This is a genomic window from Mycobacterium kyogaense (assembly GCF_036946525.1).
GTDB lineage: Bacteria > Actinomycetota > Actinomycetes > Mycobacteriales > Mycobacteriaceae > Mycobacterium > Mycobacterium kyogaense_A.
The window spans coordinates 109,944-125,526 of the sequence record NZ_JAQIIY010000008.1 but is presented as its reverse complement, the minus strand read 5'-3'; the positions used below and the strand labels follow the sequence as shown (position 1 = coordinate 125,526).

Annotated in this window: 15 protein-coding genes; 12 read left to right on the top strand and 3 right to left on the bottom strand. The window is 68.9% G+C overall.

All coding sequences use genetic code 11. From position 1 onward, the window contains the following. Positions 1-27: 27 nt before the first annotated feature. Together PGN37_RS06350 and PGN37_RS06345 are read left to right on the top strand one after the other, a co-directional pair. Positions 28-432 carry a nuclear transport factor 2 family protein gene (locus PGN37_RS06350; RefSeq protein ID WP_335330180.1) on the top strand — a complete coding sequence of 135 codons (405 nt, stop codon included), beginning with the start codon at positions 28-30 and terminating at the stop codon, positions 430-432. Then, positions 432-1,256, top strand: a complete 825-nt coding sequence (locus PGN37_RS06345; RefSeq protein WP_335330179.1) for a PHP domain-containing protein — start codon at positions 432-434, stop codon at positions 1,254-1,256. Before PGN37_RS06350 ends, PGN37_RS06345 begins: the two co-directional genes overlap by 1 nt. Before the next feature lie 5 nt (positions 1,257-1,261). Here the strand turns inward: PGN37_RS06345 and PGN37_RS06340 are convergent, their stop codons facing one another. Next, on the bottom strand, positions 1,262-2,086 hold the full coding sequence (locus PGN37_RS06340) for an alpha/beta fold hydrolase (RefSeq protein WP_335330178.1): 825 nt from the start codon (positions 2,084-2,086) through the stop codon (positions 1,262-1,264). Between the two features lie 61 nt (positions 2,087-2,147). Between PGN37_RS06340 and PGN37_RS06335 the strand changes: the two genes are divergently transcribed. The 3 genes from PGN37_RS06335 to PGN37_RS06325 are packed head-to-tail and all read left to right on the top strand — an operon-like array spanning position 2,148 to position 5,652. Next, on the top strand, positions 2,148-3,461 hold the full coding sequence (locus tag PGN37_RS06335) for a glycosyltransferase (protein WP_335330177.1): 1,314 nt from the start codon (positions 2,148-2,150) through the stop codon (positions 3,459-3,461). Beyond that, positions 3,458-4,675 carry a glucosamine kinase gene (locus PGN37_RS06330; RefSeq protein ID WP_335330176.1) on the top strand — a complete coding sequence of 406 codons (1,218 nt, stop codon included), beginning with the start codon at positions 3,458-3,460 and terminating at the stop codon, positions 4,673-4,675. The genes PGN37_RS06335 and PGN37_RS06330 overlap by 4 nt, the downstream gene beginning before the upstream one ends. Continuing rightward, a complete protein-coding gene (locus tag PGN37_RS06325; RefSeq protein ID WP_335330175.1) occupies positions 4,672-5,652 on the top strand; it encodes an SIS domain-containing protein in 981 nt (326 codons plus the stop codon). The genes PGN37_RS06330 and PGN37_RS06325 overlap by 4 nt, the downstream gene beginning before the upstream one ends. On the opposite strand, the gene PGN37_RS06320 is transcribed toward PGN37_RS06325, so the two are convergent. Further along, complete coding sequence (locus tag PGN37_RS06320) at positions 5,630-6,847, bottom strand: ankyrin repeat domain-containing protein (protein WP_335330174.1); 1,218 nt, start codon at positions 6,845-6,847, stop codon at positions 5,630-5,632. The genes PGN37_RS06325 and PGN37_RS06320 overlap by 23 nt on opposite strands. 192 nt (positions 6,848-7,039) lie before the next feature. Here PGN37_RS06320 and PGN37_RS06315 point away from each other — a divergent pair, with 192 nt between their 5' ends. The 4 genes from PGN37_RS06315 to PGN37_RS06300 are packed head-to-tail and all read left to right on the top strand — an operon-like array spanning position 7,040 to position 10,768. Then, complete coding sequence (locus tag PGN37_RS06315) at positions 7,040-7,852, top strand: siderophore-interacting protein (RefSeq protein ID WP_335330173.1); 813 nt, start codon at positions 7,040-7,042, stop codon at positions 7,850-7,852. Positions 7,853-7,856: 4 nt separating this feature from the next. Then, entirely contained in the window at positions 7,857-8,909 is a 1,053-nt protein-coding gene (locus PGN37_RS06310) for a FecCD family ABC transporter permease (protein ID WP_335330172.1), read from the top strand. Beyond that, complete coding sequence (locus PGN37_RS06305) at positions 8,906-9,958, top strand: FecCD family ABC transporter permease (RefSeq protein ID WP_335330171.1); 1,053 nt, start codon at positions 8,906-8,908, stop codon at positions 9,956-9,958. Before PGN37_RS06310 ends, PGN37_RS06305 begins: the two co-directional genes overlap by 4 nt. A gap of 3 nt (positions 9,959-9,961) precedes the next feature. Continuing rightward, positions 9,962-10,768 carry an ABC transporter ATP-binding protein gene (locus PGN37_RS06300; protein ID WP_335330170.1) on the top strand — a complete coding sequence of 269 codons (807 nt, stop codon included), beginning with the start codon at positions 9,962-9,964 and terminating at the stop codon, positions 10,766-10,768. Here the strand turns inward: PGN37_RS06300 and PGN37_RS06295 are convergent. Continuing rightward, positions 10,752-11,696 (bottom strand): methionyl-tRNA formyltransferase, encoded by a 945-nt coding sequence (locus tag PGN37_RS06295; protein ID WP_335330169.1) that lies wholly within the window; start codon positions 11,694-11,696, stop codon positions 10,752-10,754. The two genes, PGN37_RS06300 and PGN37_RS06295, sit on opposite strands and share 17 nt — an antisense overlap. Before the next feature lie 130 nt (positions 11,697-11,826). On the opposite strand from PGN37_RS06295, the gene PGN37_RS06290 reads away from it, so the two are divergent. From PGN37_RS06290 to PGN37_RS06280, 3 genes are read left to right on the top strand one after another with little or no spacing between them, the layout of a single operon-like run. Then, positions 11,827-12,066: an MbtH family protein gene (locus tag PGN37_RS06290; protein WP_335330168.1), complete on the top strand. Its 240-nt coding sequence runs from the start codon at positions 11,827-11,829 to the stop codon at positions 12,064-12,066. Beyond that, complete coding sequence (locus PGN37_RS06285) at positions 12,063-13,778, top strand: ABC transporter ATP-binding protein (RefSeq protein ID WP_335330167.1); 1,716 nt, start codon at positions 12,063-12,065, stop codon at positions 13,776-13,778. Before PGN37_RS06290 ends, PGN37_RS06285 begins: the two co-directional genes overlap by 4 nt. After that, complete coding sequence (locus tag PGN37_RS06280; protein ID WP_335330166.1) at positions 13,775-15,547, top strand: ABC transporter ATP-binding protein; 1,773 nt, start codon at positions 13,775-13,777, stop codon at positions 15,545-15,547. Before PGN37_RS06285 ends, PGN37_RS06280 begins: the two co-directional genes overlap by 4 nt. Positions 15,548-15,583: the final 36 nt, after the last annotated feature.

Genomic DNA, 15,583 nt, shown 5'->3' with positions numbered 1-15,583 from the left:
GCGCGGCGCGTTGGCTACCGTTCGGGTATGCATCCGTTCCGTCAGGCCGTCGAGGCGCGCGACGCAGCCGCCATCGAGTTGTTGCTCGCCGACGACGTCGTGTTCACCAGCCCGGTCGCGTTCAAGCCCTACACCGGAAAACCGATCACCGCGGCGATCCTGCGCGCAGTCATGCGCGTGTTCGCCGACTTCCGCTACATCAGGGAGATCGGCGACGCCGCCAGTCCCGATCACGCTCTCCTGTTCGAGGCAACAGTCGACGGCAAGAAGATCACCGGGTGCGACTTCCTCCACGTCGACGCCAACGGTTTGATCGACGACCTGATGGTCATGGTGCGGCCGCTCTCGGGAGCGACCGCACTGGCGGAGGCGATGGGCGCTCAATTCGATCGCATCCAGCGCGAGGCCCTCGAAGCGGTTCGTACGGACTGATGCTGCCCTCCGACAATCACGTGCACACGCGGTGGTCCTGGGACACCGCCGACACGTCGACGATGGAGGCCACGTGCCGCCGCGCGGTGGAGCTGGGTATCCCGGCGGTGGCCTTCACCGAGCACGTGGATTTCACGGAGTGGGGTGACGACGACGCGTCGGCCCACGGTTTGACGGTCGCTGACCGGCCCCGCGTCGCGCCGCTCGACATCGACGGCTACCTCGCCGACGTCGAGCGCTGCCGTGACATGTTCCCTGGTCTACGGATCCTGTCGGGGATCGAAGCCGGTGAGCCTCATTGGTTTTCCGGCAGCGTCGCAGCGGTCCTCGCCGCTGGGCAGTTCGACCGGGTGTTGGGAAGTCTGCACGGGATCCCGGTGGCGGGCCGCCTCGAAGGGATCAGCAGACGGTTGTTCGCCGACCACGATCCCTACGAACTGGTGAGCCGCTACTTCGCCGACATGGTCACGCTGATCGAGCGGTCAGATGTGTTCACCGTTCTCGCACACTGCGACTACCCGCGCCGCTACTGGCCCGCCGACCGGGCCGGCGCCTACCGCGAGACCGACTTCGAGGAGCACTACCGGACGGTGTTCGCCGCGCTCGCCGGAACGGGGCGCGCGCTGGAGATCAACACCAAATCGCCTTTGTCGTCAGTCGATCTCGTGCGGTGGTGGTGGCAGGAGGGCGGCGATGCAGTGTCGTTCGGCAGCGACGCCCACCAGCCCGCGCACGTCGGCAACCGCTTCGAGCTCGCCGTCGACGTCGTCGAGGCGGCCGGATTCCGCCCTGGCCGTGACCCGTTCGACTTCTGGCGGCGCTGACCGGGTCAGGACCGGATGAAGTCCAGAAGGTCGGCGTTGATGACATCCGCATGGGTGGTCGGCATGCCGTGCGGATACCCCGGGTAGGTCTTCAGGGTTCCGTTGGGCAGCAGCTCGGCCGAGAGCGGTCCCGCGTCGGCGTAGGGCACCACCTGGTCGTCATCGCCGTGCATCACCAGGACCGGCAGCTGGATGCGCCGCAGATCCTCGGTGAAGTCGGTCTGGGAGAAGGCGACCACGCCGTCGTAATGGGCGATGGCGCCGCCCATCATGCCTTGGCGCCACCAGTTGGCGATGACCGCTTCGATCGGGTCGACCCCGTCACGGTTGAAGCCGTAGAAAGGCCCCTCGGGAACGGCCCGGTAGAACGCCGACCGGTTGGTCGCCACCTGGGTCTGGAAATCGTCGAACACCGACTTGGGTAGCCCCCCGGGGTTGGCGTCGGTCTGGACCATCAGCGGCGGCACCGCGGCGATCAGGGCCGCCTTCGCAGCCCGCTCTTCGCCGTGACGGGCCAGGAAGCGCACGACCTCGCCGCCACCGGTGGAATGGCCGACGTGGACAGCCTCGCGCAGATCGAGATGCTGAACCACCGCCGCGAGATCGTCAGCGTAGTGGTCCATGTCGTGACCGTCGCCGACCTGCGCCGAGCGGCCGTGGCCGCGCCGGTCATGGGCGATGACCCGGTAGCCGTGGCCGAGGAAGAACATCAACTGGGCGTCCCAGTCGTCCGCCGACAGCGGCCAGCCGTGGCTGAACACGATGGGCTGACCTGTCCCCCAGTCCTTGTAGAAGATCTCGACACCGTCGCTGGTGGTGATAGTCGGCATCCCCGAAAAACTACTCCGTATCAGCGAGGTCCACCACCTCTCCCGGAGGTAGGTTGTGCCGGTGACGACCGCATCGCAGACCCCGCTGACGATCATGTTCTGGCCGGAATCAGCCTATGGACCGACCAATCAATGCATCGGTCTGGCGTCGATTCTGCGCGACCGCGGACACCGGATCGTCTTCGCGGCCGAATCGTCCTGGGCCGGCAAGATCGCCCCGCTCGGCTTCGTCGAGGAACTCGTCGATCTGGCCGAACCTGCGCCGGATGCCGGAGGCGAGGATGCCGGCGCCTTCTGGACCCAGTTCATCGCCGAGACGGCGCCCGAGTTCCGCAAGCCCACGATCGACCAGCTGTCGAGCTTCATCGGACCGACCTTCCAGGCACTCCTCGACGGCGCTCGCTACTGCGAGCCGCGGCTGCGCGAGATCATCGCCACGCACCGGCCCGACGTGATCGTCGAGGACAACGTGGTGCTCTTCCCCGCGCTGGTCACCGCGGGGGTTCCGTTCGTCCGCATCGTGTCGTGCAGCCCGTTGGAGATCCCGGGCGCCGATGTGCCGCCGCCGTTCTCCGGGTTGCCCAGCGGCGATCCCGCGCAATGGCGTTCCTACCGTGCGGAATTCGATCGGGTGCTGCGGCCGATGTGGACCGAGTTCAGTGCCTGGGCACGCGATCAGGGTGCCGCTCCCCTGCCGGATCTGGAGTTCATGCCGCGCGACAACGCGGCCAACCTGTACGTCTACCCCGCCGAGGCCGACTACGTGGGCCTACGCCCGCTCGACGACACCTGGACCCGCATGGATTCCAGCGTCCGCGAAACCGACGAGGCCTACGCGGTTCCGGCGCAGGTCGCCGACCGGCCTGCTGACAGTGCGCTGATCTACCTGTCTCTGGGGTCTCTCGGCGGGGCCGATGTCGACCTGATGCAGCGACTGGTGGACGTCCTGGGCGCCACCCCGCATCGCTACATCGTCAGCAAGGGGCCACAAGCCGATCGAATCGCGTTGGCCGACAACATGGTCGGTGAGCAGATGTTGCCGCAGACCAAGGTCATCCCCCAGGTCGACTTGGTCATATCGCATGGGGGGAACAACACCGTGACCGAGACACTGCACTTCGGCAAACCGCTGATCGTCCTTCCCCTGTTCTGGGACCAGTACGAGAACGCTCAGCGGATCGACGAACTCGGCTGGGGCATCCGGCTCGACACCTACCGGTTCACCGATGACGAGCTCACCTCCGCCGTCGACCGTCTACTGGCCGACACGGGGCTTCGCGAACGCCTCGCCTCGTTGGGCGCGGCGATTCGACAGCGCGACGGACTGCGGGTCGGCGCCGATGTCATCGAACAGGTGGGTAACACCCACCGGTGAGCGCGCCGCCCGACCCGTTGGACTGGATGGACCTGCCGGACGGACACCGACTGGCCATCGTGGCCGACGGACCCGCCCGATCCGCCCTGCCGATGGCCGACGGCATTCGGCGCGCGCGACCCGGTGACGGCACGTCGGCCGCGGTGCTGAAAATGCTTGCTGCGCAACCGAAAGAACGTCAGTTCGGCAACTTCCGGGTACGGTCGTGGACGGCCCGTGCTGCCGACGGTGAGCGGCCGATGAACGTGGACCAGACCAACGAGTCGGTGATCGTGGGTGATGCCGCCGTGGTCAAGTGGGCGATCCACCTGCAGGAAGGCCCGCACCCCGCGCCGCGCCGCATCACCGCGCTGCGCGCCGCCGGCTTCGCCGGTATGCCCGAGCCGTGGGGCCTGATCACGTGGCAGCCGCCGGACCGCGCGGAAACCGTGGCGGCCTACGTTGACGAATACCTTCCCGGCGCGGTCGACGGGTGGACCTGGGCCGTGGAGGTGATGACGGGCGCGACGCTCGAGCAAGACCCGGATGCGTCCGTGGCGACGGCCCGTCAGCTGGGGGTGCTCGTCGCCGAGATGCACGATGCGCTGGCGTCCACCGCATCGACCGCCACCTCCGGGGATGCTGACCGGTGGCACACCGCGGCGCTCGCCACGCTCGAGACCGCCTGCGCGCTCAGCGAATCCGAGAGCGTTCTCGTGCTTCGGACGCGTCGGGAGGAGGTGGCCGCGGAGCTGTCGATCCTGTCGTCGCTCACGGGCACCGCAGTGATCGACGGGCACGGCGATCTGCACGTCGGGCAGATACTGCGCAGCGGCGAGAAGCTGTTCGTCACCGATTTCGACGGCAATCCGGTCCTGACGGCGCCCGAACGGATGTACCCGATCCCGGCGGTCGTCGACGTCGCCGGCATGGTGCAATCGCTGGCGCACGTGGCGATCGTGGCGCGCCGGTACACAGAGCTGGACCCCGGAGAACTCCACGCGGTGGAATCGACGACGCGCCGGGTGTTCCTCGAGTCCTACACGGCGCGACTGCGGGAGGCAGGACACGGACACCTCGTCGACCCACGCCCGCTACGCGCGCTGCGTCTCATCCAGGTGATGCGCGAGATGATCTATGCGGCACAGCATCTCCCGCGGTGGATGTACGTGCCCGATGCGGCCTTGCCCGCGCTACTCGACGACCCCGCCCCGCCCGATGAGGAGCGACAGTGAAACCCGATGCCTTTGTCTCCGATCTGCAGCGCAAGCCCGAGGTGCTGGCGCGGCTGGCGCTGATGCTGGCGGAGACCAACCCGTGGGCGGCCGTGGTACCCGCCGACACCGAGCGGATCGTGCTGCTCGGCATGGGCTCGTCGGCCTACGCGGGCACGGTGGCCGCGGCCCGGTTGCGCGCCCGCGGCGTGACGGCCGCCGCGGAGCTCGCCTCGTCGGCGCTGCTGCCGGACTGGGGTCCACGGACATTGGTCGTGGCGACATCGGCCAGCGGCGGTTCCGTCGAAACGCTGGATGCGTTGACCCGCCTGCGTGGTGATGCGGCCACCGTGGCACTGACCAACACGGCGGGCTCTGCGCTGACCGAACGCTGCGATGCGGTTGTCACGCTCGAGGCCGGCGTCGAGGACGGCGGCGTCGCGTGCCGCAGCTATCAGCACACCCTGGCGTTGTTGCTGGCCCTGGAATGCCACCTTCTCGGCGTCGGTACCGCAGCCCTCGCAGCATCGATCGACGGCGCCGCGGCGGCGAGCACACATCTTCTGGAGACCGAAGACGACTGGTTACCTGAGGTTTCCGAGCTGCTGCTCGGGCCGACTGGCACCTACCTCGCCGCGCCGGCACACCGCCTCTGTTCGGCTCAGCAGGGCGCGTTGATGGTGCGCGAAGGACCGCGCCTTACCGCCGCGGCGTGTGAGACCGGCGACTGGAGCCACGTCGACGTCTACCTCACCAAGACGACCGACTACCGACTGCTGGTGTTCTCCGGCTCGCCATGGGAGGCGCAGCTGGCCGAATGGACCGACGCGCGAGGTAGCACCGTGGTCGGTGTGGGTGGGGATGTTCCCGGCGCGCGGTATGCGCTCCGCTACCCGGGGGACTCCGACGACGACATCGCTCTGCTCACCGAAGTCGTTGTGCCGGAACTCATCGCGGGGCGGCGGTGGCAGCAGGTCAGTCAGCAGCCCGCTGACTGAGCAGCGCCGCGGCGTCGGTCTGGTAGGCGTATTCGGCCCACTGCCTCGGCGTTGTTCCGAAGCGGCCGTCGACGGCTGACAGGTCGGCGCCGGCGGCGAGCAGTCGCTCGATGAGCGGGAGGTCGCCCGCCCAGGCCGCGTGGTGCAGCGGGGTGGCTCCGGATTCGTCACGGGCGTTCGGATCGTCGGGGAGGACCGGGGTCTGCACGTGGACGCCGGACACGTCGATGCCGTGTCGCTCGAGCAGGGCAAGCCGGTCGGCGAACCCGTGCTCGGCCGCCCACTGCACCTGACGTCGCCACATCTGATCGCGCGACTCCATGGCCACCCCGAGCCTGCGTTCCCACGGACTCGGATCCGCGTCGGCCACACCGTGATCGAACAGCACCTCCAGGTGTGAGTCGTCGGGCCGAAACATCCTGTTGTACAACGCTTGATGATCGGCAGGGTGCGCGCCCCGGCGCAGCAGCAGTGCCGCGAGATCTGGGGCCTGACGGTGACGCGGCTGCCGGCCGGGCCCCTGTTCTCCCTCCCCGAACGCCCCCGTGAGCGCGGTGAAGGAAGGGGTCATTCCCCGCCACAGGTAGCCGGCATTCGGATCGGCGCCCGCGTCGAGCAACAACGTTGCCGCGGCGAGGACGTCGTCGGCGGTTCTGTCGACGGGGACACGCGAGTAGCACAGGTACATCAGCGGTGGCCAGCGCAACGGACCGCCGCTCGAGCATGCCGATGCGGCATCGGCGCTCAGGTGACGTCGTAGAGCGTCGACGTCGAAGGCCGCAGCTGCGGCCCACACGTGCTGGTCCGGCACCGTGGGCACCGCGGTGAGGATGTCTGCGGCCTGCGTCCACCGCGGCGGGGCATCTTCTGTGGTGTACGTCAGCACCGCCAGCGCGCAGAACCGGCCGGCCGCGTCGAGCGCCGTCTCGTCGATGCCGCTCGGATCGACACTGAGGTCGCCGGCCGCCTCGAGATAGTGAACCAGGGCGGGCCACCCCGGAAATCCGTACCGCCGGGCCAGAGCCAGTTGTGCGTCGTGCAGCGCCACACGCTGCAGTGCGAGATCGGGGCGGGGGTGGTGGCGCCGGATGACGGCCTCAGCCTCGGCGTCACCGGCCCTGGCGCGCCGCTGAAGCATGCGGGCGTCGGCACGCAGGCGAGGCAGCGAGGGATTGTCGGGTAGAGCGCTGGCCATGGCAGCCTCCTCTCACTTGGCCCGACGTCCGCGAGACCGGGCGAGAGAAGAGGTGGGGCCGATCGGTGGTTCTGCAGGGAGGCTGAGCCTCTTCGAGCGGACGTCGGGCGGTCCTGCGCGCCCGCGGCCAGCATACCGGGGGGCGGCCACCGGGCGATCCAGGAGAATGGAATATAGGTTAGCCTCACTTATGTGTCGCACTCCTACGCCTCCGTCGTCGACACCCGCACGCTGAGCACCCGGCTGCGGCGCATCGTGCTGCACGTCGACGATCCCGACGCCCTGCAGGTCAGGTCGGACGCCGATGCCGCGGTCGGGGTCTACTTCTCGCCGCGAGATCACCCGGACGGCGAAGGCCGTAACTACTCCGTCCGCCACCACGAGGGTGCACTGCTTACCCTCGACATCGCGCTGCATCGTCACGGACCCGGGTCGTCCTGGGCGACGACCGCGCACGCGGGGCAGCGAGTCGTCCTCGATCACGCGAGGGCCTGGTACCGGCCACCCGCAGACACCCGGTGGCAGGTGGTGGTGACCGACCTCTCCGGGCTTCCGGCGGCGGCCCGTATCGTCGAGGAACTGCCCACGGGGATCGCGGCGACCGTCATCGCCGAGGTGCCGACGTCCGACGATCTCGACTACCTGCCCCGCCGCGACGGCGTCACGGTGGTGCCGCTGGTCGGCACCGGAAACGGAACACGTCCCAGCGCGTTGGCCGACACCGTGCGCGCCCTCCCGATGCCCCCCGACCGTGGATACTGCTGGTTCGCCGGCGAGGCCGCGGAATCCCGGGCAGTACGCAAAGACCTCCGCTCCAAGGGATGGCAGCGCGACCGCTACGACATCACCGGCTACTGGCGGGTGGACTCCGAGGCCTGGGACGCCCGGTTTGCCGAGAGCGGCGACGAGGCGCTGACCGTCTACGAGCGTGCCCTGGCCGCCGGCAAGGACGAGAAAGTCGCCTTCGAGGAGTTCGACGAGGTCTGCGAACGGATCGGGCTCTAGCCGCGTGGTCGTCGACGCCCCGGCGCGCCCCACGCCCCGGCCGCTCCCCCGCCGAGTTTCGGCGCGCCGCAACGCTGTCGGACTCGCCGCCGCGACCGTGCTGCTTGGCGTGCTGTGCGTGGTGAGCCTCGCAATCGGCACCCAGCACGTGTCCCTGACAACGGTGTGGCAGGCAGTCGCCGCCACCGGCCAGGCGACCGGCGACGAGTGGATCGTGCGAGACCTGCGCATCCCTCGCACAGTGCTGGCCGTCCTCGTAGGCATAGCGCTCGGACTGTCCGGCACGCTGATCCAGGGCGTGGGACGCAATCCGTTGGCCGACACAGAGGTTCTCGGGATCAACGCCGGCGCAGCACTTTTCATCGTCACAGCGATCGCCCTGCTGGGACTTCAGGGGATCTGGACCTACATCTGGTTCGGGTTCGCCGGCGCCCTGTTCGCGATGATGCTGGTCTACCTGATCGGGATGACCGGACGGGCGGCCGCGACCCCGGTGCGCGTGCTACTCGCCGGCGTCGCGATCGGCGCGGTGATGGACGGGCTCGGTTTCGCGGTGCGGTTGCGCTATCCCCGGGCGTTCGACAACATGCGGTTCTGGGACGCCGGCGCCCTCGACGGCCGGCCGCTCGAGGTGGCTCTGGCGATCAGCCCGTTCATCGCGGTGGGCGCGGCGCTGTGCCTGGTCGTCGCCCGTTCGCTCAACGTGGCCGCCGTCGGCGACGATCTGGCCACGAGCTTGGGGGGCAACGTCGTTCGGACCCAGGGGCTCAGCCTCGTGGCCGTGACGCTGCTGGCTGGCGCTGCGACCGCCGGCGCGGGACCCATCGGCTTCGTGGGCCTGATGGTGCCCCACGCCGTCCGCCGGTTCACCGGGCCCGACTGGCGATGGATCCTGGCCTATGCCGTCGTGGTCGCACCTGCGGTGCTGCTGGCCGCCGACATCGTCGGCCGCGTGGTGATCGCACCGTCGGAGCTACCCGCCGGAATCGTGACGGCCTTCGTCGGGGCCCCGGTGCTGATCTGGTTGATTCGCAGACGGGCCACCGTCCGCGAATGAGTACGGTCGAGAATGCGGAGCGTCGGCGCCACCACGTGGTGCGCGTCGGCGGGATCACGGTGCGCACCTCTCGACGGGCCGCGATCACCGTGGCCCTCCTGCTGGCCGGAATCCTGCTGACCGCGCTGCTGGCTGTGGGTCTGGGCAAGTATCACGTCGCACCGATGGACGTGGTGTCGGTGCTGACCGGCTCCAACACCTCGTTCGACCGGGTCGTCATCCTGGAGTGGCGGTTGCCCCGCATGCTGATGGCCCTGCTGGTCGGTGCGGCACTCGGTCTGTCGGGAGCCATCTTCCAGGCGGTGACCGGAAATCCGCTGGGCAGTCCGGAGATCGTGGGCGTCAACTTCGGCGCCTACACCGGCGCGCTCGCCGTGATCGCCACCGTCGGAGCGGGCTACTACCCGGTGGCCGCCGGTGCGCTGGTCGGCGGACTGGTGACCGCGGTCGTGGTCTACGCCTTGTCTTTTCAGCGCGGAGTCGCCGGCTATCGGCTGATCGTCGTGGGTATCGCGATCGGTGCGGTGCTGAACTCGGTCAACCAGTGGATCGTGATCAAGATCGATCACCACACCGCGGTCACCGCAGCCATCTGGCAGCAAGGCACGCTGAGCGGTCTGACGTGGGCACAGGTGATTCCGATGACCGTCTGTGTGGCACTGCTGGTGTCGGCTCTCGTCGCCCTAGGTCCTCAGCTGCCGGTCTTGCAACTCGGCGACGACGCCGCGGGGGCACTTGGGCTCAAGCCCGACCGCGCGCGGGCGGCCTACCTCGTCGTCGGCGTCGGGCTGGTCGCCGTAGCGTGCGCGGCCGCCGGGCCCATCACGTTCGTCGCTCTCGCGGCACCGCAGCTGGCCCGGCGGTTGACGGCGAGCCCAGGCGTGGCGCTCGTGCCCGCCGCGGTCATGGGTGCAGCACTGTTGTTGGTCAGTGACGTCATCGCCCAGCAGTTGTTCGCGGACAACGAGTTACCCGTCGGCGTGGTGACCGTCTCCCTAGGTGGCTGCTATCTCATCTACCTGCTCGTCACCCAGTCACGGAAGCGGTGAATCATGACTGACAGCCGATTGGGCGCGGACGACGTGTCGCTGGGCTACGGCGACACTGCGATCGTCACCGACCTGACCCTGGCGATCCCGGACGGACGCATCACGATGATCGTCGGTCCGAACGCGTGCGGGAAGTCGACGCTGCTGCGCGGATTGGCCCGGCTGCTGCGCCCCGCCTCCGGACGAGTCGTCCTCGACGGCACGGACATCGCCAGCCTGCACACCAAGGAGGTCGCCCGTCGGCTGGGCCTTCTCCCCCAGACCTCGATCGCACCGGAGGGCATCACGGTCGCCGACCTCGTGGCTCGCGGTCGCTTCCCGCATCAGAAGCTGTTGCGGCAGTGGTCCGTCGACGACGAGAAGGCGGTCACCGAGGCCATGACACTGACCGGGGTGAGCGAGCTGGCCGACCGACTCGTCGACGAACTGTCCGGGGGGCAACGCCAACGCGTGTGGGTCGCGATGGTGCTCGCGCAGCAGACCCCCGTCCTGCTTCTCGACGAACCGACGACCTACCTCGACATCGCCCATCAGGTGGAGTTGCTCGACCTGTTCGCGATGCTGAACCGGATGCACGGACACACCGTGGTGGCCGTGCTGCACGATCTCAACCACGCCTGCCGCTACGCGGACGAGATCGTCGTGATGAAAGCAGGCCGCATCATCGATCACGGCGACCCGCGCACGGTGGTTACCGCGGAGCTGATCGCCGACGTGTACGGGTTGTCGTGCCAGATCATCGACGACCCGCAAACCGGCACACCGCTGATCGTGCCGCGCGCCTCCCCCTATCTCACGGTTGGGAGGTGAGATACCCGCCGCCCCTGCCGAAGAAGTCCAGCGCCGAATGGTTCACGCCGTCATCGGTTCGCACCACGTCGAGGACGAGCCCCGTGGACTGCCCGCGATAGGCGTCGGCGCCGGCGACGACGACCATGCCGCCGTCCTCCTCGATGAACACCCGCCCCGGCGTGCCGCCGTAGACGCAGCGCGACACGTGTGACGAGATCACCCGAAGTCGCTCGCCACGAAAGTAACTGTAGGCGTTGGGGTATGGGTCCGACAGTGCCCTGACGAAGCGTTCGATGTCGGCCGCGGGCCAGCGCCAGTCGATGAGGCTGTCCTGCTCGGATCGCTTGTGGAAGAACGTGCGATCCGCGAGATCCTGCGGCACCGCCTGCAGCGTCTGATGTTCGAGTCCGTCGAGCGCGGCCTCGAGGACCTCGGGGACCAGGTCGAGGGTGTCGTAGACCAAGCTGGTGCCGGTGCTCGACGGGGTGATCTCCACCGCACGTTGCACAAGGATCTCGCCGGTGTCCAACTCGTCGTCCATCAGGTGCGCCGTCAGCCCGGTGTGGGTGGCGCCGCTGATCAGCGACCAGATCACCGGCGAGAACCCGGTGAATTTCGGCAACAGCGAGTCGTGCAGGTTCACCGTCCCCAACCGCGGGATGGCGAACAGGTCGCGCGGCAATCTGGTCCGCCAGTTGTTGGCCACCATGACGTCGGGGTCGACCGCGCGCACGCGGTCGATCAGGTCGGCGTCCGGGCGTTTCGCCAGGCAGACCTCGATGCCCTCACTGCGGGCCAGGTCTTCCACCGAGTCCGCCCAAATCGATTCGTAGGCATGCTCACTGGTCGGATGGGTGACCACCAGCTCGACGTCATGACGCGACTTCAGCAGCGCCTGCAGGGTGCGATGGCCCCACGTCTGATACCCGAACATGACCACGCGCACGACGACCTCCAGAGTTTCGGCTAGCCCACTGTGGTTAGCCTAACCTTTGATAGCATGCCGTCGGTCGGTTCCCACACCCTACCGGTGCGGCCGCGACCGACACAGGGATCTTCAGGAGAGAGAGAACACGTTGTCCAGCAATCCTTTCGACGATCCGAACGGCCGGTTCCTGGTCTTGATCAACGACGAAGAGCAGTATTCGCTGTGGCCGACGTTCGCCGAGGTACCCGCCGGGTGGCACACGGTGTTCGGCGGACCTGAGGGCACCGATCGCGACAGCGCACTGGCCTACGTCGAGGAGAACTGGACCGACATGCGGCCCAAAACGCTACGCGAGCAGATGGACCGCGCCGAGTCCGCGCGGGCGTGAGCACGCCGTCGACTGACGGCGCCGCACACTGGTCGGGGACTGCAGTGCTGCGCCGCGCCGTCACACGGCAGCGGACGCGGCTGCTGGGCGGTTCCGTGCTCATCGCCGCGCACCAGCTCTGCGAAGTCGCCGTCCCGATCCTGATCGGCGTCATCGTCGATCGCGCCGTGGCTACCGGCTCCGTCACCGCCATCGTCAGCTGGATCGCGGTACTGGCCGCCCTCTTCGTGGTGCTGACCTCCGTCTACCGCGTGGGTGCGCGCCTGCTGATGGCCGCCATCGCTCAGGAGGGCCACCTGCTGCGCGTCGAGCTGTGTCGCCGGATTCTCGACCCCCGTGGCATGGTCACCGAATACCAAGCGGGAGAACTGCTGTCGATCTCCTCCACCGACGCCGAGGAGACGGCCTACCTGCTCGACTACGTGCCGCGCATGGTCGGCGCTGCGGTCGCCACGATCGCGTGCGGCGCGGTCCTTCTCCACATCGATGCACCCCTGGGCGTGATGGTGCTCGTCGGGGTGCCCGTGGTGATGATCGGGTTGCAGCTCACCGCGCCGATCATCGCGCGCCGTGTCGAGGAGCAGCAGTCGCAGATCGGCCGAGCCACCGCGCTGGCCACCGATCTGATCAGCGGTCAGCGACCCCTGCAGGGCATCGGTGCGCAACGCAATGCCGCACACCGATACCGCGTCGCGAGCCGGCGCTCACTCCTGGCGACGCTGCACGCGTCGCGCATGGAAAGCGCGCACGCCGGTGCGGCCGGTGCCGCGGGCGCGCTCACCGCGATGGCCGTCGCCGTGGCGGCCGCGTACTTCGCCCTCTCCGGCGACCTCACCCTCGGCCAGCTGATCACGGTGGTGGGACTGGCCCAGTTCCTGGCCGAGCCGTTCACCTTGCTGGCCACTCTGCCGAGTTCGGTGGCCGAAGCGCGGGCCTCGGCCAACCGGGTCGCCGACGTCCTGTCCGCGCCCGCTCGACGCTCTGAGGACCCCGTGTCGGATGTCGCGGCCGCTCCCGGCGACGCTGCACTCGACGTGATCGACGACGCCGGGCGCCTCACGTTCCGGGCGCAGCACGGCGAGATGGTGGCGGTTCTGGCTCCTGACCCGCGCGATGCGACGACGCTGCTGGATGCGCTGGCCGACCGCGACCGCGGCGCAGGCCTCACCGTGCGTGTCGGTGGCCGGGCACTGCCCGACATCCCCTACGGACAGCGGCACCGTGCCGTGATCGTGGAAGCCCACCGCGGGGATCTCTTCAGCGGCACCCTGGAATCCAATCTCGCGATGCCGGGCGCCGAAGCCGGCGCCGACGTCATCGCCGCCGCACTGACCGCATCGTGCGCGCACGACGTGGTCGCCCAGCACGCCGACGGACTGGCACACCGGGTGATCGAGCGGGGCGCGAGCCTCTCCGGAGGGCAACGGCAGCGATGGACCCTGGCTCGTGCCCTGGCCGCCGACCCCGACGTCCTCGTGCTGCACGACCCGACCACCGCCGTCGACGCAGTGACCGAACAGGCGATCGCCGACGGCATCCGTGCACTGCGAGTAGCACGTCGGCGCACCACGATCGTGTTCACCACCAGTCCGGCACTCCTGGCGGCCGCCGACAGGGTGATCGTCGTCGACGACGGGCAGGTGCGGGGTGAAGGCACTCACGACGACCTCGTCGACTCCCATCACGGATACCGGGAGTTGGTGCACCGATGACGATCAGCACCTCGACGACGACACCGGTCCTGCCGGTCGCCTCCATGCGACGGACGTGGACGTGGTTGGCCGGCGAAGCACGCAGGCGCAAGGCCGCCAGCGCTGCAGCACTCGCGGTCGGCCTTGCCGCGGCGGCAGCCGCGACCGTACCGATCTACCTCCTGGGCTCGCTGGTCGACCGCGTCGACCAGGGCCGCTCCACCGGGCTCGTCGGGCTGGCCGTGGTGATCGGAGTGAGCGCGGTGAGCGGCGGGCTCGGCACGGGCCTGTCCTCCTACCTGATCGCCCGCCTGGGTGAGTCCGCCGTCGCGGACCTTCGCGAAGACGTGCTGCGACACGCACTGGACCTGCCCGCCACGACGATCGAGGACAGCGGGCGAGGAGATCTGCTGTCCCGGGTCGGCGCGGACGTCGCCGCGGTCGCCAAAGCCGTCTCCCAGGTACTGCCGGACATGCTGAACGCGTTCTTCCTCGGTGTCGTGACCGTGATCGGCATGGCGGGAATCGACTGGCGTCTGGGAGTCGCAGGCGCACTGTGCATTCCGGCCTACATCGCCGGGCTGTGGTGGTACCTGCCGAGATCGGCGCCGCTGTACGCGCAGCAGCGCATCGCGCTCGCCGAACGCGCTCAGGCCACCGTCGAGTCGATTCAGGGGGCGCGCACCATCGACGCCTACGAGGTGCATGCCGACCATCTGCGCGTCATCGAGAACGCCTCGGCCCGCGCCCGCGACGTCGAGATCACCGTCTTCGGCCTGTTCACCAGATTCGTCGGGCGTGTCAACCGAGCCGAATTCATCGGCCTGAGCGCCACCTTGATCGTCGGCTTCCTCCTCGTCCGCAGCGGCACCGTGACCGTCGGGCAGACGACAGCCGCGGCGCTGATGTTCCACCGGCTCTTCAACCCGATCGGCATGATGATGTACAACTTCGACGAGATCCAGGCGGGCGCGGCGTGCCTCGCCCGCCTCGTCGGAGTGATCGACCTGCGGCCCGCGGCCACGGACGCTTCGCCGGCCTCGGCGGCCGAGCCGGTCTCGGCCGACGTCGAGGTGCGCGACGTGTCCTTCCGGTACGGAGCTGGACCCTTTGTCCTGCAGGACGTAACTCTCTCGATTCCGGCCGGGTCCCGATGCGCGCTGGTGGGCACCACCGGCGCGGGGAAGAGCACGCTCGCCGCGGTCATCGCGGGGTTGTTCGTACCGAACAGCGGCCAGACCCTCATCGGTGGGGTCTGTGTCGCCGACATCGCCGACGATCGGCTGCGCAGCTGGGTGGCGACGGTCACCCAGGAAGTCCACGTGTTCTCCGGCACGGTCCTCGACGACCTGCGTTTGGCCGCCCCGGACGCGTCGCCGGAGCTGGTACTCGACGCGCTGGCCCGGGTCGGCGCCCGCGACTGGGTCGAGGGTCTCGCCGACGGGTTGGACACCCTCGTCGGCGAGCACGGCATCGAACTGACCGCGGCTCAGGCGCAGCATCTTGCGTTGGCGCGGTTGGTGCTCGCCGACCCGCGCGTCGTCGTGCTCGACGAAGCGACCGCCGAAGCCGGCAGCGCCGCCGCCGGGGAACTCGATGCGGCGGCGCTGGCCGCCACCGAGGGACGGACCACACTCGTTGTCGCACATCGCCTCTCGCAGGCCGCGACCGCCGACCAGATTCTCGTGATGGACGGTGGGCGGATCGTCGAACGCGGCACCCACGACGAGCTGCTGGCTCACGACGGCCGCTACGCCCGCCTCTGGCGCGCCTGGCGTGCACACAGCTAGACCCACTCACCCCCTAACGAAGAAGAGGTTGGCCTC